Genomic DNA, 18,408 nt, shown 5'->3' with positions numbered 1-18,408 from the left:
ACCTCTTCCAATTCTGGTTTGAGAGTGCAGAGCGAACGGGTCGAGCAAAAGTAACGGCTCCGGCCTGGGTCTTTTGTCTCACGTCTACTCTCTTTTTTTCTTAACAACAACGTTATGGCAGAGTCAAAATTGAAACGCACCCTCTCGGATACCTGGACGCTGCTGGTGGGTGCCTACAACGGTTTTACCAACGACCGGGGTCTGAAACTAAGTGCCGCACTGGCCTACTACACGGTTTTTTCCCTGGCTCCCCTGCTGGTGCTGGTGATTTCCATCACCAGTATTTTCTTTGGGGAGGAAGCCATTCGGGGACAGGTTTTTTCGCAGATTAACGGACTGGTCGGCAACGAAGCCGCCAGGCAGATTCAGGATATGATTAAAAATGTCGAGTTATCGGGCAAAACGAATGTCGCCCTGATCACCGGTATTTTTACCCTGATTCTCGGTGCCACCACCATTTTCATCGAGATTCAGGATTCGATCAATCTGATCTGGCGGGTGAAGCCCAAACCGAAAAGGGGCTGGCTTAAAATCCTGAAAGACCGGCTGCTTTCGTCTTCGCTGATCGTCAGCCTGGGCTTTCTGCTGGTTGTTTCGCTGATAATAAACGGTATGATTCTCGCCCTGAGCGAGTTGCTGATGCGTTATTTCCCCGACATTGCCGTCATCTTCGCCCAGATTCTCAATGTACTGATCAGCTTCGCCGTCATTACGGTCTTGTTCGGGGTCATTTTCAAAGTTCTGCCCGACGCCAAAATTGCCTGGAAAGACATACGTTGGGGAGCCTTTTTCACGGCCTTGCTTTTTATGATTGGGCGGTATTTAATTGGCCTCTACATCGAAACCAGCAGCACGGGTTCGGCCTACGGAGCCGCCGGATCACTGATTGTGATTCTGGTCTGGATTTACTACACAGCCGCTATCTTATACTTCGGAGCCGAATTCACCCAGGTGTACGCCGAGCATTACGGGATTAAAATCGAGCCCGCCGAGTATGCCGTCTATGTGGAGCAGCAGGAAAAAGAAAAGGAGGTCAGTGAACTGCCTCCGCAAAATAACCTGGAAAAAGTAAAGTAAGCGGTCGCTAGCCTACGGTTTTACGTCAATCCGTGGTAGCCGTATTCTTTCCGCAGAATTTCTTTCACGACTTCGGCTTCTTCATCGCTCAGACCGTCGATGGTCAATTCACTGCCATCCTCAGTAGCGGATACCTTCAGCCGCTCTTTGTGTGAAATCGGAAGCCGTTTGTCGATCACTTCAGCCGCGTGTTGCAGCAGGGTTTCTTTCTGAGAGGCCATATGGTTTACGGTATTTGGTTTACGATGTTGGCACGTACCCACGGACTTTAGTCCGTGAGATTCTAACCGCACCATGAGTCAATAGAAACACGGACCGCCGGGCGGCCCCGTAAAGTCCGTGGGTACGTGCCAACACCGAAAATCTTACGATTTCTTCTTCTCCTTCGCCCAGGTGTCTTTCAGCGTCACCGTCCGGTTGAAAACCAGTTGGTCGGCGGTCGAATCGGGATCAACGCAGAAATAGCCTTTACGCATAAACTGGAACCGCTCGCCCACTTGTGCGGTTTTCAACGAAGGCTCGATGAAGGCCCGGACGATTTCCAGCGAATTTGGATTAATAAACTCCTTAAAATCGCGGTCTTCGGCAGAAGGGTCTTCGCTGGTCAACAGCCGGTCGTACAGACGCACTTCGGCTTCCTGGGCGTGCGCCACCGACACCCAGTGAATCGTTCCCTGCACTTTCAGACCCGACGTATCCGAACCGCTCCGGCTTTCCGGAATGTACGTACACCGAAGTTCTACCACCTCACCCGCATCGTTTTTGACCACTTCCTCACACTTAATAATATACGCGCCTTTCAGCCGAACCATGCCACCCGGCGACAACCGGAAGTATTTTTTCGGCGGATTTTCAAGGAAGTCTTCCCGCTCGATGTACAGTTCACTTGAAAACGGTACGTTGCGGTGACCGCTTTCCGGATCTTCGGGATTGTTTTCGATGGAAAGCTCCTCGATCTGCCCTTCCGGGTAATTGGTAATGACAACCTTGATCGGTCTGGAGTCGACCACCGCCATCACCCGCGTCGTGGTTTTGTTCAACTCCTCGCGAATGCAGAATTCGAGCAGTCCGACGTCGATCAGGTTGTCGCGTTTGGCAATTCCGATCCGGTCGGCAAACTCCCGGATGCTGGCGGGTGTGTAACCGCGCCGACGAATCCCGGCGATGGTCGGCATCCGGGGATCATCCCAACCGCGTACATGGCCTTCGTTCACGAGTTGCAGCAGTTTCCGCTTACTCATGACCGTGTATGTCAGGTTTAGGCGGGCAAACTCAATTTGCCGGGACGGAAAAATTTCGAGTTTTTCGATGTACCAATCGTACAATGGGCGGTGCACTTCGAACTCCAGCGTGCAAAGTGAATGCGTAATCCGTTCGATGGAATCCGACTGCCCGTGTGCAAAGTCGTACATCGGGTAAATGCACCATTTGTCGCCCGTGCGGTGGTGATGGGCGTGCTTGATCCGATACATGATCGGGTCCCGGAAGTGCATATTCGGGGCAGCCATATCGATTTTGGCCCGCAGCACTTTCGCACCGTCGGCAAACTCCCCGGCCTTCATTCGCCGGAACAGATCCAGGTTCTCGTCGACGGAGCGGTTTCGGTAGGGACTTTCCTTGCCTGGTTCGGTTGGGGTACCTTTCTGGGCGGCAATTTCTTCCGAAGTCGAATCATCGACGTAGGCCAACCCTTTCTGAATCAGTTTTTCAGCAAATTCATAGAGCTGGTCGAAGTAATCCGACGCATAAAACTCGTTTTCCCATTCAAAACCCAGCCAGCGAACGTCGGCCTTGATCGACTCAACGTACTCCGTATCTTCCGTAACCGGATTGGTATCGTCGAAACGCAGGTTTGTTTTTCCGCCGTATTTATCGGCCAGCCCAAAGTTCAGGCAAATCGATTTGGCGTGCCCAATGTGCAAATAGCCATTGGGTTCGGGCGGGAAGCGGGTATGAACGCGGCCCCAGTTTTTACCGGCAGCCAGATCATCCTCAACGATCTGTTCGATAAAATTCAACGAACGCTCGGCGGGGCCTTCGCTCCGCCGTTCCAATTCGTTGGGGGTACGACTATCCGTATCATTGGGTACTTCAGGCATACCGCATCAAATAAGTTATCAAGGCCCGATCATCAGGCCTTCGGTTAGCGTAAAATGCAAAAAGATTAGTTTCGACGGCTCATTTCGTCCCGAATCTTGGCGGCTTTTTCGTATTCCTCCTTCTTCAGGGCTTCATCCAGCGATTGCTGCAACTCGTCGTAGGTCATATCTTTCAGTTGCTCGGTCAACGAGCGTGAAGAGCGGGAGGTCTGCTGGGGCACCAGTTCTTCCTGTTGCTCGTCGGCTTCGTCGGCCGCGCTGGCCGTAATACCGGCTTCGGAAAGTATGGTTTCGTAAGTGTAAATCTGAACGTTAAACCGGATACCGATCGCGATGGCGTCGGACGGGCGGGCGTCGATCACGGTTTCGCGGGTGCCGTCGGTGCAGACAATCCGGGCAAAGAAAATCCCTTCCCGCAAGTCAGAAATCACGATTTCACGAACCGTAAAACCAAATTTGTCGGCAAATGATTTGAAGAGGTCATGGGTCATCGGGCGGTTAGGCACAATTTTCTCGATCTCGATGGCAATGGCCTGCGCTTCAAACATACCGATGATGATCGGTAACCGGCGGTTTCCATATTCCTCACCCAGTACCAATGCAAATGAACCCGATTGGGATTGGCTGGGGGATAAACCTAATATTTCAAGTCTAATCTTCTCCACGGTGCAAAGTTAATAGAGTTTGGGAGTTAGAGAGGGCGGTTTCGGGAGTTTTTCATCAAAAACTAAAAAACGCCCGAAACCGTTGCACCCGAATTCCCTCTTCTTCAAAAATTACAACTCCTTCACCGCATTCGTCAGCCGGGGCAGTACGTCGAACAAGTCACCAACAATGCCGTAATCCGCCGACTTGAAGAACGGGGCTTCTGGGTCTTTGTTGATAACGACGATCACCTTCGAGGAGTTCACCCCGGCCAGATGCTGGATAGCGCCTGAAATCCCGCAGGCGATATACAGATTCGGGCTGATTTTAATCCCGGTTTGCCCGACGTGTTCGTGGTGTGGGCGCCAGTCGAGGTCCGAAACCGGTTTCGAGCAGGCCGTAGCCGCGTGCAAGGCTTTCGCCAGGTCTTCCACGAGGCCCCAGTTTTCCGGCCCTTTCAAACCCCGGCCACCCGAAACGACAATGTCGGCTTCCGGCAACAGAATATCACCGGTTGCTTTCTCGGTATGGGTTATTTTGAGGGCAAAGTCGGCTTCGTTCAAGGCCGGATTGAACGTTTCGACCGTGGCCGACGCACCGGTTTCTTCGGGCGTGATTGTGTTTTTCTTGATCGTCAGAATTTTTTTCTCCGCCGACAGTTCCGTCACCGCAAACGCTTTACCGGTAAAGATGCTCCGTTTGACGCGAAATCCAGTACCGGTTTCCGGCAGTTCAATGACGTTAGCGGCCAGACCGGCTTTTAGTTTTCCGGCCAACCGGGCCGCCACGGCATCCCCCAGCGAGGATTTGGCCAGCACAATCACGTCGGTCCCTTCCTGTTGCACGGCTTCGGCAACCGCACTGGCATAGGCCATCGCGTTGGCTTCGTTCAGCCGGGCATTGATGGCGTGCAGCACTTTCGTGGCCCCAAACCGCCCGGCTTTGGTCAGTTCGTCGGCGCTGGCTTCGCCCAGAACAAGGGCGGTGACCGAGGTGCCGGTTTGTTCGGCTACTTTTGAGCCGTAGTATATCGCTTCGAGCGACGATTTCTTAATCGCTCCTTCTTCGAGTTCAACAAAAATTAAGACTGACATAGCATATAATGGAATTAAAAGGGTGGGAAAGAACTATTACACAGGGTTAATCAGAGTTTATCAGGGATTTCTCTGATTGCCTCTGATATTCTCTGATTAACCCTGTGTAACAACCATCAGATTACCTTTGCCTCAGTTCTGAGCAATTTGATTAAGGTTTCAGCCTGATCGGCGGGGATCATTTTGCAGGCACCCCGGGCCGGGGGAAGTTCATAGCTGGCTACCTGTGTCAAGGTTTCTTTCCCGGTCGGTTCGACTACCTTGAGCGGTTTAGTCCGGGCGCTCATGATGCCGCGCATGTTCGGAATTTTCCACTCGGCAATCGGTTCCTGACACCCCAGCACCAGCGGCAGGCTCGCTTCCAGTTCTTCGTGCCCCCCTTCAATTTCGCGGGTGATTTTGGCGGTCGTACCCTCAATGGCCAGTTTCATGACCGGTGAAATCGACGGGATGCCCAGCAGTTCGCCCACGATACCGTGGACCTGGCCGCCGTTGTAATCGATCGATTCGCGCCCCATCAGTATCAGGTCGTAGTTATTTTCTTTGGCGATGGCCGCAATCTGTTCGGCCACAAAATAGGCATCGGTCGGCTCGGCATTGACCCGAATCGCGTCGTCGGCGCCGATCGCCAGACACTTCCGGATGACGGGCTCGGCATCGGCTTCGCCTACATTCAGGACCGTCACGGTGCCGCCCACTTGTTCCTTCAGATCCACGGCCCGCGAAAGGGCGTAGTCGTCGTAAGGCCCGGTGATGTACTGTACACCGGCTTTATTCAGTTTGGTATTGTTGTCGGTCAACGTAATTTTGGTGATCGTGTCCGGTACACTGGTCACACACACTAAAATTTTCATATTGTCTGTGGTTTAGATGATATTCGCAAAAATACAAACTTGTCGGAATAAAACGTATGCTTGCATACTAATTTTCGTTTAACGTTACGTAATTCTCTTCAATCGTTAAACCTTAACCTTCAAACGTTAAACGATGAATAACACCCGCATTCAACTCTTGCAGCAATACATAAGGGAACAACCCGACGACCCGTTCAATGTTTACGCGCTGGCGATGGAATACCGGGATGAGCAACCCCAAAAGGCCCTGCATTACCTGAAAAAGCTGCTCGATGAACATCCCGCCTATTTAGCGACGTATTATCATGCAGCGGCTCTCTTTGCAGAGCAGGACGACCGTACGGCGGCTCAGGCAGTGTACGAAAAGGGCATTGCCCTCGCCCGGGAGCAAAAAAACGAGAAAGCCCTTCAGGAGTTGACCCGGGCCTACCGGGCTTTTCAGGATGATGATGAGTTTTGATAGGAACACGGATTCAACGGATGAAACGGATTAAATCAGTTCTAATCCGTTTCATCCGTTGAATCCGTGTTCCCAACCAAATCAGTAGGCAAAGCGATTTGGGTGCTTATAGTGGTAAACATTCAATCTATCCATGAAAAAAATTGCTCTGCTGACTGCGTTTGCCTTCCTGATCGCGGTGACTTCGTTTGGTCAACGGTTTAGTAAAAGCCTGAAAGATACTCCCGGTATGGTATCGTATACCTTTCGCAACGAATTTGCCAAAGATATGCCCGGCACGCTCGACAAAATCAAGGCGATGGGCATTACCAACATTGAATTCTCCAACCTGTTCGGCAAGACGGCCGCCGAAATCCGGGCCGAACTCGACAAACGGGGGATGCGCTGCACGAGCCACGGCGTCGGCTACGACGACCTGATGAAAAAACTGGATATGGTGGCCGAGAACGCCAAAACCCTGGGTGCCAAGTATGTCCGGCTGGCCTGGATTCCGCACCAGGGAAAATACTCCCTGGAAGCAGCCCAAAAAACCGTCAGCGAGTTCAACCAGATTGGTAAACAACTGAAAGACAAGGGCCTGATGTTTGTCTACCACAACCACGGTTTTGAATTTGAACCCTACGAAGACGGCACCCTGTTCGATTACATCGTTCAGAAAACCGATCCGAATTACGTCAACTTCGAGATGGATATTTTGTGGGTGTACTTCCCCGGACAGGACCCCGCCAAACTCCTCGCCAAGTACCCCAACCGATTCAAGCTCATGCACCTGAAAGATTTGAAAAAAGGCATTCAGGGCAATATGTCGGGTGGAACGCCCCCGGAAAACGACGTTGCTCTGGGCACCGGCCAGATTAATCTACCTGCCGTGCTGAAAGCCGCCCAGAAATCATCGATCGAGTATTTTTACATTGAAGACGAAAGCCCGTCGGCCCAGCAACAGGTACCGCAAAGCCTGGCTTATCTCAAATCGATTTAAGCACCGGTTGAACATTCGATTGAAACATTGCATTGGGGTAATTGGGCCGGCGCCTGATTGCCCCACTTTCTTTTCCAGGCAGCCTGTCCGGTTTTTCTTTAACTTGTCGGGCCAATGTGGCTTGTACGACCTGAAATATTCAAAAAATGACCCAATCTGCACTTCCTTCGGCGTTTCGCCATCCCTATGCGTTTGATCCCCGATTCAGTAAATCCGTTGCCTATTTTTCGATGGAGTTTGCCATCGACCAAGCCCTTAAAACCTACTCCGGTGGACTGGGCTTTCTGGCAGGTTCCCACATGCGAAGCGCCTTCGAATTAAAGCAGAACGTGATTGGTATCGGTATTTTATGGAAATACGGTTATTATGACCAGACCCGTAAAACCGACAACGCGATGGATGTGCAGTTTCGCGAGAAGATATATAGTTTTTTGGACGATACGGGCATCCGATTTACCATCAATGTGCATCACACGCCGGTTTGGGTGCAGGCCTACTACCTCGACCCGAAGCACTTCGGCACGGTTCCGATGTTTTTTCTGACCACCGACATCGACGGCAACGACAGGCTGGCCCGGTCTATTTCCTTCCGGCTATACGATAGCTACACGTCGGCCAAAATAGCCCAGTGCATGGTGCTGGGCCTTGGTGGTGCCAAGCTGCTCGACGAACTCAATTACTCGCCCGATGTCTACCACTTGAACGAAGCCCACGCGGTTTCGGCGGCTTTTCATTTGTACCAAAAGTTCGGCGACGCCGACGAAGTACGGAAGCGGCTGGTGTTTACGACCCACACCCCCGAAGAAGCCGGGAACGACAAACACGATATCAACCAGTTGGCGGTCATGAGTTTCTTTGGAGACGTACCGCTCGAAAAAGTTCGGAGAATTACCGGCATTCAGGACAATGTGTTCAACCACTCGCTGGCAGCTCTGCGGTTGAGCCGGAAGGCCAACGGCGTTTCCAAACTCCACGGTGAAGTATCGCGGCAAATGTGGGGAAGTTACTCGTCTATTCCGGAAATCACCCACGTCACCAATGCCCAGAACCAGCAGTACTGGACCGATTCTGAACTAACGCAAGCTCACCAGCAAGGGGACGGACCGTCCATCGCTGAACGAAAAAAACAACTCAAATCGCTTCTTTTCAAATCCGTGGCTGATCAGTGCGGCAAATTGTTCGATCCCAACGTGCTAACCATCGTCTGGGCCCGGCGGTTTGCGGGGTATAAACGCCCGGATTTGCTGGTGCAGGACGACGAGCAATTCAACCGGCTGATGAACCAGACGACCTACCCGATTCAGTTTATCTGGGCCGGAAAACCGTATCCCGCCGACGAAACCGCTACCCATATTTTCAACTCGCTGGTGTACAGGAGTCACCTGCACAACAACATGGCGGTTTTGACCGGCTACGAACTGGGCTTGTCAAAACTGCTGAAAGACGGTTCGGACGTCTGGCTGAACACCCCGGTTGTGACGCGGGAAGCCTCGGGCACGAGCGGCATGACGGCTGCCATGAACGCCAGCCTCAACCTCTCCACCTTCGATGGCTGGATCTGCGAGTTTGCAGTTCCGGGAAAAAACTCGTTTATCGTGCCGGTTGCCCCGTCGGATCTGTCACCCGATGCCCGTGATGCCCACGACCGCAACCACCTGTTCCGGCTGTTACAGAACGAACTTCTGCCGATGTACTACAACCGCCCGGACGAGTGGCAAACAATGATCCGGCAAAGCATGGATGATGTCAACGCCTTTTTCGGCTCCAACCGAATGGCAACCGACTATTTTGAGAAAATGTACTGAATACTTTGCGACGCTTAGGCCAGGTACGGCGAAGTTGGAAGGGGATGGTAAACATTGGTCAAACCGCCGAGTTTGGCGCGGCCCTGCCAGTCGTAATCGAGCTGATCGAGTCCCAGTAAAGCGATATCTTCCAGCGTCACCACCCGCTTGTCGGGTTTGAGCGTGCCGCCAAATTCGCCGGGCTGGGCCGACGGGTTCCATTGGTACGGCGGGTCGACCAGCGTGCCGCGTGGATACATGATGCCGGGCTGTCCTTTGCCGATTAGGTTGAGATTGGGAGGGTGGCCGTCGGGCGTGCCGGGTACCAGCCCCCAGCCGTGCCCCATTTCGTGGGCTTCGGTGGTCGAGCCCTCAAAACCGACGTTATCGAGCCGCAGAAAACCGGTATTGCTGTTTCGGCCATCCATGTACGAAATACCGCCCAGTGGGTTGTCGGTTTCGGGTTCGATGCGAAAAAATACTTTTTTATAGTCCCGGTTTCGGCTCAGCAGTTGGCGGGGGTCTTGGGTGTGGACGCCGGTAATCTCGAAACGAATCAGGAATTCGACCTCGTTTAGCGAAAGCAGGATTTCGGGGCCATTCCAAAGCCGGTCGATGTTTCCGGCGATACGGCTGGCCAGATCCTCGGTCGCGACCGAACCGTAGAGGTAAATTTGCGCGAAGATGGTCAGCGTTTGTCGGACTTCGTCCTTAAAAACATTGTGGTTTCCCAGGAAATCCGGAAAGGTGGCCGAAAGCATGTCAGACAGAGGGTCGGGTTTTGGCACAAGATACGATGCAGGCGGCAAAACCCACAACGGTTTATGGCAAACTCAATGCGGCTCGCAAGGATCGGAAATAGGCGGCCGCTTTCAGCATCCGGCTTCCGTACCAGCTAAACAATTCGCCATCCACCCGAACGACCGGCGTTCCGGGGCACAAGGACTGGAATTCAGCCCGATGTTTGTCCTGAAACGGATACGGTTCGGAAGCCAGAAAAATGAAGTCGGGCCGAGCGGTTTTCAGGTCGGTTTCCGTAATTTCGGGATAGCGGGTCAACCCGGCGAAGGCATTCCCGAAGCCTGCCATTCCCAGCATCGAATGAATGAACGTCTGGCTAGCGGCTACCATGTACGGTTTTCTCCAAATGAAATAGGCCACCGTGGGACTTTCGGCATCCGTCGGTAACGCATGCAGAGCCTCTTCAATTTTCGATGCCAGCTCGAAAGCAGCGGTTTTTCGTCCCACCAACGCCCCAACTTCCCGAATCATCGCCAGCGCATCGGCGACGGTGTCTATGTCAGTGACGTGAACGGGGTAGTGCCGATGAAGCTCTTCAATCTGTTCGCGGGTATTTTCTTCTTTGTTGGCCAGAATCCAGTCCGGCTTCAGGCTATGAATTCGGTCGAGGTGCAGCGTTTTGGTGCCCCCCACCACGGTTTTGTGTTTCACCCGGTTTTCGGGATGGATGCAGAATTTGGTCACCCCCACGATTTGCTCATCCAGCCCCAGATCGAAAAGCAGCTCGGTTTGAGAAGGAACAAGGGAAACAATGCGTTGGGGCGGCTTTTTTACTGTATTTTGCACTTCCTGACAGACCACATAAAAACGAAAACGTTATATTTAAAGTAAGCTATGCCAAGCAACTCCGAAGGTATCTATGATCCGGAATATATAAAAACTTTGTTTGATAAAATGTCCAAAACCTACGGACTAGCCAATTATGTATCGTCCTTCGGGTTTACGGAACGATGGCGGGCCGCCTGTCTCAACAACCTTCCTCCTATACCGCCCGATTCGGTAGGGTATGATTTAATGACTGGTATGGGTGAAGCCTGGAGCCATATTCTTCCGCGGCTGAATGGGGCTGGAAAACTCATTGCCGTCGATATTTCGCCCATCATGATCCGGAAAGCAGTCGCCCACCGGGAGAAGGTACGAAACCGAACCATCGAAATCGTCCAAGGCGATGTATTGAATAATTCCTTAGCGGCCCATTCAGCCGATTTTATTGTTTCCACCTTCGGTTTAAAAACTTTTAATGAGACTCAATCCCTCGCCCTCGCCAAAGAAGTCAACCGGCTGCTCAAACCGGGCGGGGTTTTTTCCTTCGTGGAGATATCGTCGCCCGACGGCTGGGCGTTAAAAGGCTTGTATCTGTTTTACCTAAAATCGATCATTCCGCTCATTGGCACGCTGTTTCTGAATAGTGCCGCCGAATACCGGATGCTGGGGGTATATTGCCAAAAATTCCAGAACTGTAAAAACTTTGTCCATCACCTGGTTTCGGAAGGTCTTGAGGCAGACTACCAGACTTATTTTTTCGGATGTGCTACCGGCGTAACCGGCCGAAAAAAGAGTCTTTAAGCAACTGATAGAATTAGATCGATCCGTCGATTGCCTATATTTGTTAAAGTTATCGAACGTAAACAACAACATGCGTATTCAATCGGAGAACGGCATTAGCCAGCCGTCGTCGGCCCTGACGGAACTGGGGCGGATTGCCGTCGGGGAGAAAGTGGAGCGGTCGGGGCAGGTGGTGCCCAGCAGCATCGACAGTTTCCGGATCCGGGGGGATCATGCCGGGGTCGTTCATAAAATCTACGGCGACTCCATCACCGAACTGCCCATTCTGTTCTACTCCGATCAGGAAGAACTCGTTTGCAACGAACGGCTCGAAATCCGGACCAACGACGGCAAACTGTTTGGCTACGGCGACAATCACACCTTCCACATCTGGAACGACGAGTTGAAGAAATACGCCGTCACAACCACCGACCGCCGACCCCAGATCCGGGACGAAACTGTGGCCTTTTTGCAGAAAAGCCTGCCACCCGCCAAAGCTAAGCTCATTAAATGGTTGCCGGTGTTGACGCTGCGGTTTGTGATCCGCGACATCCCGCTGCTGGGCTACTGGCAGTTTAGCACCCGCGCCGTGCAAACAACGATCCCGAATCTGCGGAACAAGTTCGATGAATACAAAAAGCTGTTCGGCAGCGTCCAGTACCTGCCGTTTCTGCTGAAAGTCAAAAAAGTGAAGACCAACAAACCGGGGCTGGCCTACCAGTACCCGATTGTCGACCTCGTGCCGCAGTTTTCGTTCGAAACCGCCCACCGACTGGCTCGCTACCTCCGCGAAAACCCCACCGCCGACGCCAGCCGCTGGCTCCGCGAGCAGGGCGACAGCCTGGAATCGCTGCCGTCGGCGGAGTAAACAACAAGATAATCATTCAATCGGGGTTCAAGCGTGAGCAAGTGATTAAAGTCCTCGAAATGAACCGAAAAGTTGCTTCTATTTGTTGATCCCCAGAAAGCAATCATGGCAATGTCTGGAAGAATTTGACAGACCAGTGACCGTCACCAATCATGCGCACTTTACACATAACCATTCCTGAAAGCCAGCATCAAGCCGTGAAGGACTTTCTGAAATCGATTCCCGCCGTGGAAGTTTCGGAGGACAGCGATCCCTGCATTCTCCCATCCAAAGCGCTTGCCGATGAAAAACCATCTGATTTCGATGGTCCGTGGAAAGGAGATGATCGTGATTTTCAAGAAATTCGGCGCAAGTCATGGACAAAAAAGCGTTGATTTTGTGCGACACGAACATCATTGTTGACTACTTCCGTGAAAATGCAACCGTCCGCCAGGAATTAGATCTGATCGGTTTTGCCCGGCTAGCGATCAGCGCCGTTACCGAAGCGGAACTCTATCAGGGAATGTATAAAAAGGAAATACGAGCCACAAAAGAGTTGATCAACAAATTTGCCATTATCCACATCGATAAATACGTTTCACAACGCTTCACCCAACTTCTTTTTGAGCATTCCGGAGGACGGCTTTTTATCGGCGATGCCTTCATTGCTGCTACCGCCCTGGAATTAGATCTCCAACTTTATACGCAAAACAAGAAGGATTTTCAATTCATCAAAGGGTTGCGGTTTTACCGGCCTAAAACTAAGCTGGTTTGAATCTCATACAATCAGCTTATACCCCACCCCCCGCACATTGACGATCTGAATCTGCGGGTCCTCTTTTAAATACCGGCGCAACCGGGTAATGAACACGTCCAGACTCCGGCCGTTGAAGAAACTATCGTCGCCCCACAACTCCAGCAACACCGCTGAACGCTCCAGCACCTGGTTCCGTTGCTCATACAGCCGTTTCAACAACTCCGCTTCCCGGTGCGACATCGCAATTTCGTTTCCATTGAACGCCAGCTTCTGCTTCAGGTAATCGAACTGGTACCGACCAATCGGCAGACGATCGGGCATGGCAGGCCGAACGCCCAGGTTGCGATTGAGCAGCGCCTTGATTCGCACAATCAACTCGTCGATGCTGAACGGTTTTTTCAGGTAGTCATTGCCCCCCAATTCAAACCCGCGCACCACGTCGGCGGTTTGCGAACGGGCCGTCAGGAAGATAATCGGAATGTCGGCGTCGGCCTGGCGGATGCGCTCGGCCAGGGTAAACCCGTCGAGCCGGGGCATCATGACATCGGCCACGACCACATCCGGTTTTTGCTCCCGGAACAGCGCGTAGCCTTCCTCGCCATCGGCTGCGTACAAAACCGTAAACCCGCGCACTTCCAGGCTGTCGCGCACGATCATGCCCAGGGCGACTTCATCTTCGATTAATAGGACATTTGGCATGTTGCTGAGAGAACTATTTCGCGGAGATGAGCGGAGAATGAAGAGTTGAGCGGAGGATATTTTTCTCTGCTTAACTCCTGTTATCTCCACTGCACTCCGCGAAACAACCTTAAAATTCACCCCGGAATCCAGATAATAAACTCACTCCCCCGCCCCGGTTCGCTCGACACGTCGATTCGCCCGCCGTGTTTCTCGACCACCTGCCGGACGTACGACAGCCCCAGTCCGAAGCCCTTCACCGGATGCAGATTCCCCGTCGGAACCCGGAAAAACCGGTCGAAGATCGCTTCGTGGTAGGCTTTCGGAATCCCGTTTCCATTGTCCTGCACCGACAACCGCCAGCCCTGCCCGTCGGTCCGGCTGCTAATTCGGATTTCGACCGACTCCTTCGAGTACTTGATGGCATTGTCGATCAGGTTGTTGATGGCGTTGCCCAGATGAAACCGGTCAGCCTGCACGGGCCGGTCTTCCGACTCGGTTTCGACCTGGATGGAAACGGGTTTAGGGGTTTTCAATTGATGATTCCCGACCACTTCCTGAATCAGGTCGGCAGGAGTCAACCATTCCCGGTTGAGTTCGAGTTCTTTTTTCTCATCGACCGCCATGTTCAATACCTTCTCGACCAAATCTGACAGGCGTTGCAGTTCGTTTTTCGAAATCCCGAGGTACGTCTGCGTTTTCTGCGGGTCGTTCAGCGCCCCGAAATGCTGCATGGCTTCCACGGCCGCCGAAACCGTGGCAATCGGCGTTTTCAGCTCATGAGTCATGTTGTTGATGAAATCATTCTTGATTTCCGACAGCTTTTTTTGCTTCAGAATGGTCGACAGCATGTAAACAAAACACCAGGTCGTCAGGGCCAGCAAGAGCGTCGAGCCCGCCAGCAGCCAGCTCATTTTTCCCAAAATATAGCCCATTGGACTATCGAACGACGCTTGCAGAAACTGATTTTTGACCGGATTGATCGGCATCGGCGGGGTCTTGATCGGTGTTTCATGCCGACCTTGCGGTTCCAATTGGCGCACAAACGCCCCGGGTTTGATCTGAATGGTATCGAGCCGGTAAACCGCTTCGACCTCCCGCAACCGCAACTCGGCCCGGTAGGTCGAATCAAATTTTTTAAGGTTAAACCGGTGGCTACCTGCCCAGTCGACAATAATCATTTCGGAGATCCGGCGGGCCAAGGTGTCGATGAACAGACTGTCTTTCGGTGGACGGATCTGCCGCCTGATGGTGTAGTTCGTGACCTTCGTGCCGCCGGTGGCCGACTGATCGACGCGCACCAGTACACTGTCCTGCACCCGGTCTAACCGAACCTGCTCCGGTCCGTCGGACTCTTCGGAATCCATTTCACGAAACCGCCAATGGGGAGGTCCGGATGGGCCGTCGCCCCGTATCAATCGCCGAGCCTCTTTGAACTGCTGCTGCTCGACTGCCGAGATAAACGCACTCCGCACCGTTCGCCGGAATTGCTGCTCGTGGAGTTGGTAGCTGGTCAACAGCCAATACCCCTGAAACGCCACCACGCCCAGGATACAAACCGTCATCAGAACAAAGATCGACCGAATGCGCTGTTTCATACTTTGCAAAGGTACCGAGTGTTGGGCGGTCCGTCAAAAACCGTTAACACTACTTAACACTGGGTGCGGTTATTTAACAAAGTGGATTACAGCAGCGTATACCCCGCCATCAGGCTGAAGCCTTTGGTATTTTCGCCGTAAGCCTTGACGCTCATTCCCAATGAAAGCCCGCTCCGGAAGCGATACAACAAATTATACCGCTGGTACGTAGCGGGTTTGTACTTGCCAGGCCGGATAATATTCCAGCCGTGGTGAGCCGCAAACATGAATTGCCCCTGCCAGAATTCGTATCCGGCCAATAGAGTCACCTGCCGGGCGTCGTTGTCCTTGTAACCCCAACGATAGGTCTGTTCCTTAAAATACCGGTCGTCGACGAATTCAGCTCCGGCGGTTAGGGCATGATTCCGGGTGAAGCAGTAGCCACCGACCCAGTTCACGCCAACCATAGGCAAGGCCATTTCCGGTTTTTTATCGGTTTCGGGCAACACCCGCACTGACCCCATGAGCAGGGCACGGGTCAGCCAGCGCCGAGTCAAAGCCGCCGGAGCCCATTGGCGAGCATCCGGAAAAGCCGCCCTCCGGAGTTGGTATTCCGCCCCCAACGCCAGCGTCGGAATGTTCATGCCCTGGTTGGGCAGGCGCGTTCCGGCGTTGGAAATGTGGTTATAATGAGCGCCGAACGCCAGCGACCAAGTCGGACTCAGGCGGTAATGCGCCGTTAAACCGGCCCCGATCAGGGCGCTGACGGGCATACTGAAATGATCATTGGTTGGGTTGGTGACGGGGTCATACACCCGGGTCAGGTAAGTCAGTCCGGCCAGCACCCGGACCGAAAAGTACAACGATCGACGGTAATTGATGAGCGGTTCGAAAAAAAGCCCGGCCCCCGTCGTTCGGCCCAACGGAACCGGATTTCGGAACGTGATGTAGTTCAGATAGCCCCCAACCCGGGCAAAACACTGACAACTCGCCCAGGCCCTCCGGCTCATCGTTACCTGACTGTACACCAACTCGATGCCTGCTGGCAATTGGTCGGAAACCGGAACGACCTGCGTGGAGTTGGATACCCCCTGATGAACAAAAAGGCCAAGTTGCCGGGGCGTTACGATCGAGTCTGGCTGCGCCTTTAACGTTGGCAAAATAAGCAGCCAGAAGGCCCAGATAGCTAAAATCCTTCGGAGAAGTCCTGTCTTGTAAACAACGCTCATCAATCTGATCAACAGCTAGTTAAAAATTAAACTGTAAGCTATTAACAGATTGATCGATTTTGATTACCACTTACTCAAAAATTAAGAATCTACTCTTATTTCACAATTTTTCAATATTTTCTGCCTACTCAGGCAATCTTTCTCCCCCTAATTGGTTCTTTTCCAGGCCGTTTCCCTAAACGCTAACTGGACTCACTTTCTTTGCTCTGGGGCTTTTTAAGCATCGTCAGTGTACAACGGGTGTAGTGTCCTAGTTCGCTTTCGATTGTAAGCTTTCCGCCGTGCATCTCCACAATCCGTTGCGACAGCGACAGTCCAAGGCCGGTACCGGGATAATCGGCGGTATTTGAGCCCCGGAAAAAGCTTTTTTTCACGTGCTTCAGTTCATCGGCGGGAATACCGATTCCGTGATCCAAGACGTAGAGCCTCCATTCCCCATCCAGTTCGGACAGCGTCAACTCCACGGGTTTGTCGGATTCGGCCGAGTATTTCAGGGCATTGTTCATCAGATTTTCCAGCACCTGCTCAAACAAAACGGGGTCTACCCAAACCGGTAAGGTCGGGACATTGCTGGTAAAGACGATTCGCTGGTAAGCCGGGTCCAGTTGCCGTTGTTGGATGATCAGATGCTGACAAAATTCGACCAGATCCAGTTGTTTGCGACGAATCTCCATTTGGCCCGATTGAATCCGATCATTGAACAATACTTCGGTGATGAGCTTGCTGATTCGGTGGATATCCCGGGTGACCTGCTCGGTATAATCGGCCACTCGGCGGGCAAACACCCGGTCGCTGCTGCGTTCGCTAAACCGCTTGAGAGCCTCCGCTTTCAATGAAATGCTGGTCATTGGCGTCCGAAACTGATGGGATACCAAATTGATAAACTCGGTTTTGAGTTGATTAGCCTCCCGTTCTTTTTCCAGCGCCCGGTTCACTTCCAGCTCGGCAATTTTCAACCGATCGATATCGACATCCACCTGCTCTTTGGCATCCTGCAAATTGCTTAGCTGGCTTTCGAGTTGTGCCTTCGCCTTTTTCAATTCCGTAACGTCCAACCCGATCCAGAGAACGTCATCGCCTACTTTATGAAAGTGCCCATCGATCCAGATGTCGAGCCCAAAAGCGGTAAAGTGCCCATTCAGCGTCTGGGGTTGCCCACTTTGAAAACAGGCCAGCAGATTTTGCCAGAATACATCAGGGCCGGCCTGTGGGAACACTGTTTTCAGCGTCTGGTTGATCAGTTTTTCTACGGCAAGGCCACCAGTTTTGGCATTGGCGGGATTGGTGAGTTTAAACAGGAAATCGCTGACCCGGCCCTGCTCGTCAAAAACCGGGGTAAACAGGGAAATGCCTACCGGCGATTGTTCAATGAGCGTCGACAACAAGTCAACCAGGTGATCTTCTCTCTGATGGCTTTCCTGCGGCCTGTTTTCGTAGTGCTTCTCTTCGGTCAAGTCATGGATTACCCCCCCAAAACCCGACAATTGATCTTTCTCGTAAATGGGCGTCAGGGTAATCTGAGCCCAAAACCGGCTTTGGTTCTTCCGAAGCAGCCAGGTTTTTTCCTCAAATCGGCCCTGTTCGATGGCCTGCGTGAGTTTATTGGAGTAGCTTCTCCGATCAGACGCTGTCGTGTAATAGAAATCGAAGACGGGTTTCTTGATGGCTTCCGCGGAAGAATATCCCAGTAATCGGTGCCCCCCCGGATTCCAGGTCTGAATGGTACCTGGTATGTCCAGCAGGAAAACGCAATACTCCCTGGCGTTTTCCACCAGTAACCGGTACTGCTCCTCCATTTGTTGTTGTATGGACATACTCAATTACATTTCCGGGACAGGCTCAGAATTATTTTACAATTTTCACATAATCCGTTTTCAAAAAAACTGCGCGGCTAAAAAGAGAGCGTACGGCCCCGTTGTAAGCTCGGCATCTTCCCTGTTAACACTACTTAACACTAAATAACAGTGCTTCACACCCGGCTT

The 18,408-nt window shown here is 52.4% G+C and carries 19 protein-coding genes; 8 read left to right on the top strand and 11 right to left on the bottom strand.

The window, feature by feature from the left end; translation table 11 throughout:
- Nucleotides 1-114 precede the first annotated feature (114 nt).
- Complete coding sequence (locus tag ACO2Q8_RS08850; RefSeq protein ID WP_423344434.1) at nt 115-1,077, top strand: YihY/virulence factor BrkB family protein; 963 nt, start codon at nt 115-117, stop codon at nt 1,075-1,077.
- Between the two features lie 20 nt (nt 1,078-1,097).
- Here ACO2Q8_RS08850 and ACO2Q8_RS08845 read toward each other — a convergent pair whose 3' ends face one another.
- From ACO2Q8_RS08845 to ACO2Q8_RS08825, 5 genes are all read right to left on the bottom strand, one after another.
- Nucleotides 1,098-1,298, bottom strand: a complete 201-nt coding sequence (locus ACO2Q8_RS08845; RefSeq protein WP_423344433.1) for a hypothetical protein — start codon at nt 1,296-1,298, stop codon at nt 1,098-1,100.
- Between the two features lie 144 nt (nt 1,299-1,442).
- Nucleotides 1,443-3,176 carry a glutamine--tRNA ligase/YqeY domain fusion protein gene (locus ACO2Q8_RS08840; protein ID WP_423344432.1) on the bottom strand — a complete coding sequence of 578 codons (1,734 nt, stop codon included), beginning with the start codon at nt 3,174-3,176 and terminating at the stop codon, nt 1,443-1,445.
- A gap of 65 nt (nt 3,177-3,241) precedes the next feature.
- Nucleotides 3,242-3,841, bottom strand: coding sequence for a bifunctional nuclease domain-containing protein (locus ACO2Q8_RS08835; protein ID WP_423344431.1), 600 nt, complete (start codon nt 3,839-3,841; stop codon nt 3,242-3,244).
- 111 nt (nt 3,842-3,952) lie between these two features.
- Entirely contained in the window at nt 3,953-4,915 is a 963-nt protein-coding gene (locus ACO2Q8_RS08830) for an electron transfer flavoprotein subunit alpha/FixB family protein (RefSeq protein ID WP_423344430.1), read from the bottom strand.
- Nucleotides 4,916-5,031: 116 nt separating this feature from the next.
- On the bottom strand, nt 5,032-5,769 hold the full coding sequence (locus tag ACO2Q8_RS08825) for an electron transfer flavoprotein subunit beta/FixA family protein (RefSeq protein WP_423344429.1): 738 nt from the start codon (nt 5,767-5,769) through the stop codon (nt 5,032-5,034).
- Nucleotides 5,770-5,902: 133 nt separating this feature from the next.
- Between ACO2Q8_RS08825 and ACO2Q8_RS08820 the strand changes: the two genes are divergently transcribed.
- The 3 genes from ACO2Q8_RS08820 (at nt 5,903) to glgP (ending at nt 9,013) form a co-directional block, all read left to right on the top strand.
- On the top strand, nt 5,903-6,229 hold the full coding sequence (locus ACO2Q8_RS08820; protein WP_423344428.1) for a tetratricopeptide repeat protein: 327 nt from the start codon (nt 5,903-5,905) through the stop codon (nt 6,227-6,229).
- A 133-nt stretch (nt 6,230-6,362) separates the two neighbouring features.
- Complete coding sequence (locus ACO2Q8_RS08815; protein ID WP_423344427.1) at nt 6,363-7,208, top strand: sugar phosphate isomerase/epimerase family protein; 846 nt, start codon at nt 6,363-6,365, stop codon at nt 7,206-7,208.
- A 146-nt stretch (nt 7,209-7,354) separates the two neighbouring features.
- Entirely contained in the window at nt 7,355-9,013 is a 1,659-nt protein-coding gene (gene glgP, locus ACO2Q8_RS08810; protein ID WP_423344426.1) for an alpha-glucan family phosphorylase, read from the top strand.
- 14 nt (nt 9,014-9,027) lie between these two features.
- Here glgP and ACO2Q8_RS08805 read toward each other — a convergent pair whose 3' ends face one another.
- Both ACO2Q8_RS08805 and ACO2Q8_RS08800 read right to left on the bottom strand, forming a co-directional pair.
- Entirely contained in the window at nt 9,028-9,753 is a 726-nt protein-coding gene (locus ACO2Q8_RS08805) for a hypothetical protein (RefSeq protein WP_423344425.1), read from the bottom strand.
- Nucleotides 9,754-9,814: 61 nt separating this feature from the next.
- Nucleotides 9,815-10,579 carry an ABC transporter substrate-binding protein gene (locus ACO2Q8_RS08800; RefSeq protein WP_423344424.1) on the bottom strand — a complete coding sequence of 255 codons (765 nt, stop codon included), beginning with the start codon at nt 10,577-10,579 and terminating at the stop codon, nt 9,815-9,817.
- Nucleotides 10,580-10,627: 48 nt separating this feature from the next.
- On the opposite strand from ACO2Q8_RS08800, the gene ACO2Q8_RS08795 reads away from it, so the two are divergent.
- From ACO2Q8_RS08795 to ACO2Q8_RS08780, 4 genes are all read left to right on the top strand, one after another.
- Nucleotides 10,628-11,359, top strand: a complete 732-nt coding sequence (locus ACO2Q8_RS08795; RefSeq protein WP_423344423.1) for a class I SAM-dependent methyltransferase — start codon at nt 10,628-10,630, stop codon at nt 11,357-11,359.
- A gap of 70 nt (nt 11,360-11,429) precedes the next feature.
- On the top strand, nt 11,430-12,206 hold the full coding sequence (locus ACO2Q8_RS08790; RefSeq protein WP_423344422.1) for a hypothetical protein: 777 nt from the start codon (nt 11,430-11,432) through the stop codon (nt 12,204-12,206).
- 152 nt (nt 12,207-12,358) lie between these two features.
- Nucleotides 12,359-12,580, top strand: coding sequence for a hypothetical protein (locus ACO2Q8_RS08785; RefSeq protein ID WP_423344421.1), 222 nt, complete (start codon nt 12,359-12,361; stop codon nt 12,578-12,580).
- Nucleotides 12,562-12,960 carry a type II toxin-antitoxin system VapC family toxin gene (locus ACO2Q8_RS08780; protein WP_423344420.1) on the top strand — a complete coding sequence of 133 codons (399 nt, stop codon included), beginning with the start codon at nt 12,562-12,564 and terminating at the stop codon, nt 12,958-12,960. Before ACO2Q8_RS08785 ends, ACO2Q8_RS08780 begins: the two co-directional genes overlap by 19 nt.
- Before the next feature lie 3 nt (nt 12,961-12,963).
- Here ACO2Q8_RS08780 and ACO2Q8_RS08775 read toward each other — a convergent pair whose 3' ends face one another.
- The 4 genes from ACO2Q8_RS08775 to ACO2Q8_RS08760 all read right to left on the bottom strand — a co-directional run bounded on the left by ACO2Q8_RS08775 (nt 12,964) and on the right by ACO2Q8_RS08760 (nt 18,240).
- The gene (locus ACO2Q8_RS08775; RefSeq protein WP_423344419.1) at nt 12,964-13,641 is read right to left on the bottom strand and encodes a response regulator transcription factor; all 678 of its coding nucleotides are present in this window, start codon (nt 13,639-13,641) and stop codon (nt 12,964-12,966) included.
- 116 nt (nt 13,642-13,757) lie between these two features.
- On the bottom strand, nt 13,758-15,218 hold the full coding sequence (locus tag ACO2Q8_RS08770; protein ID WP_423344418.1) for a sensor histidine kinase: 1,461 nt from the start codon (nt 15,216-15,218) through the stop codon (nt 13,758-13,760).
- A gap of 86 nt (nt 15,219-15,304) precedes the next feature.
- Nucleotides 15,305-16,357 (bottom strand): acyloxyacyl hydrolase, encoded by a 1,053-nt coding sequence (locus ACO2Q8_RS08765; RefSeq protein ID WP_423344417.1) that lies wholly within the window; start codon nt 16,355-16,357, stop codon nt 15,305-15,307.
- 251 nt (nt 16,358-16,608) lie between these two features.
- Nucleotides 16,609-18,240 (bottom strand): PAS domain-containing sensor histidine kinase, encoded by a 1,632-nt coding sequence (locus ACO2Q8_RS08760; protein WP_423344416.1) that lies wholly within the window; start codon nt 18,238-18,240, stop codon nt 16,609-16,611.
- Nucleotides 18,241-18,408: the final 168 nt, after the last annotated feature.

The sequence above is a fragment of the Larkinella sp. VNQ87 genome (assembly GCF_049445795.1).
Classification (GTDB): Bacteria; Bacteroidota; Bacteroidia; order Cytophagales; family Spirosomataceae; genus Larkinella.
Note: the sequence above shows the minus strand (reverse complement) of the source record. Positions and strands in the feature narration are given on the sequence as shown.

Bases quoted from the DNA above. Each gene is read 5' to 3' on its own strand.
- ACO2Q8_RS08850 (WP_423344434.1), top strand. From the start codon at position 115: ATGGCAGAGTCAAAATTGAAACGCACCCTCTCGGATACCTGGACGCTG.
- ACO2Q8_RS08845 (WP_423344433.1), bottom strand. From the start codon at position 1,298: ATGGCCTCTCAGAAAGAAACCCTGCTGCAACACGCGGCTGAAGTGATC.
- ACO2Q8_RS08840 (WP_423344432.1), bottom strand. From the start codon at position 3,176: ATGCCTGAAGTACCCAATGATACGGATAGTCGTACCCCCAACGAATTG.
- ACO2Q8_RS08830 (WP_423344430.1), bottom strand. From the start codon at position 4,915: ATGTCAGTCTTAATTTTTGTTGAACTCGAAGAAGGAGCGATTAAGAAA.
- ACO2Q8_RS08825 (WP_423344429.1), bottom strand. From the start codon at position 5,769: ATGAAAATTTTAGTGTGTGTGACCAGTGTACCGGACACGATCACCAAA.
- ACO2Q8_RS08820 (WP_423344428.1), top strand. From the start codon at position 5,903: ATGAATAACACCCGCATTCAACTCTTGCAGCAATACATAAGGGAACAA.
- ACO2Q8_RS08815 (WP_423344427.1), top strand. From the start codon at position 6,363: ATGAAAAAAATTGCTCTGCTGACTGCGTTTGCCTTCCTGATCGCGGTG.
- glgP (WP_423344426.1), top strand. From the start codon at position 7,355: ATGACCCAATCTGCACTTCCTTCGGCGTTTCGCCATCCCTATGCGTTT.
- ACO2Q8_RS08805 (WP_423344425.1), bottom strand. From the start codon at position 9,753: ATGCTTTCGGCCACCTTTCCGGATTTCCTGGGAAACCACAATGTTTTT.
- ACO2Q8_RS08795 (WP_423344423.1), top strand. From the start codon at position 10,628: ATGCCAAGCAACTCCGAAGGTATCTATGATCCGGAATATATAAAAACT.
- ACO2Q8_RS08790 (WP_423344422.1), top strand. From the start codon at position 11,430: ATGCGTATTCAATCGGAGAACGGCATTAGCCAGCCGTCGTCGGCCCTG.
- ACO2Q8_RS08785 (WP_423344421.1), top strand. From the start codon at position 12,359: ATGCGCACTTTACACATAACCATTCCTGAAAGCCAGCATCAAGCCGTG.
- ACO2Q8_RS08780 (WP_423344420.1), top strand. From the start codon at position 12,562: ATGGACAAAAAAGCGTTGATTTTGTGCGACACGAACATCATTGTTGAC.
- ACO2Q8_RS08775 (WP_423344419.1), bottom strand. From the start codon at position 13,641: ATGCCAAATGTCCTATTAATCGAAGATGAAGTCGCCCTGGGCATGATC.
- ACO2Q8_RS08770 (WP_423344418.1), bottom strand. From the start codon at position 15,218: ATGAAACAGCGCATTCGGTCGATCTTTGTTCTGATGACGGTTTGTATC.
- ACO2Q8_RS08760 (WP_423344416.1), bottom strand. From the start codon at position 18,240: ATGTCCATACAACAACAAATGGAGGAGCAGTACCGGTTACTGGTGGAA.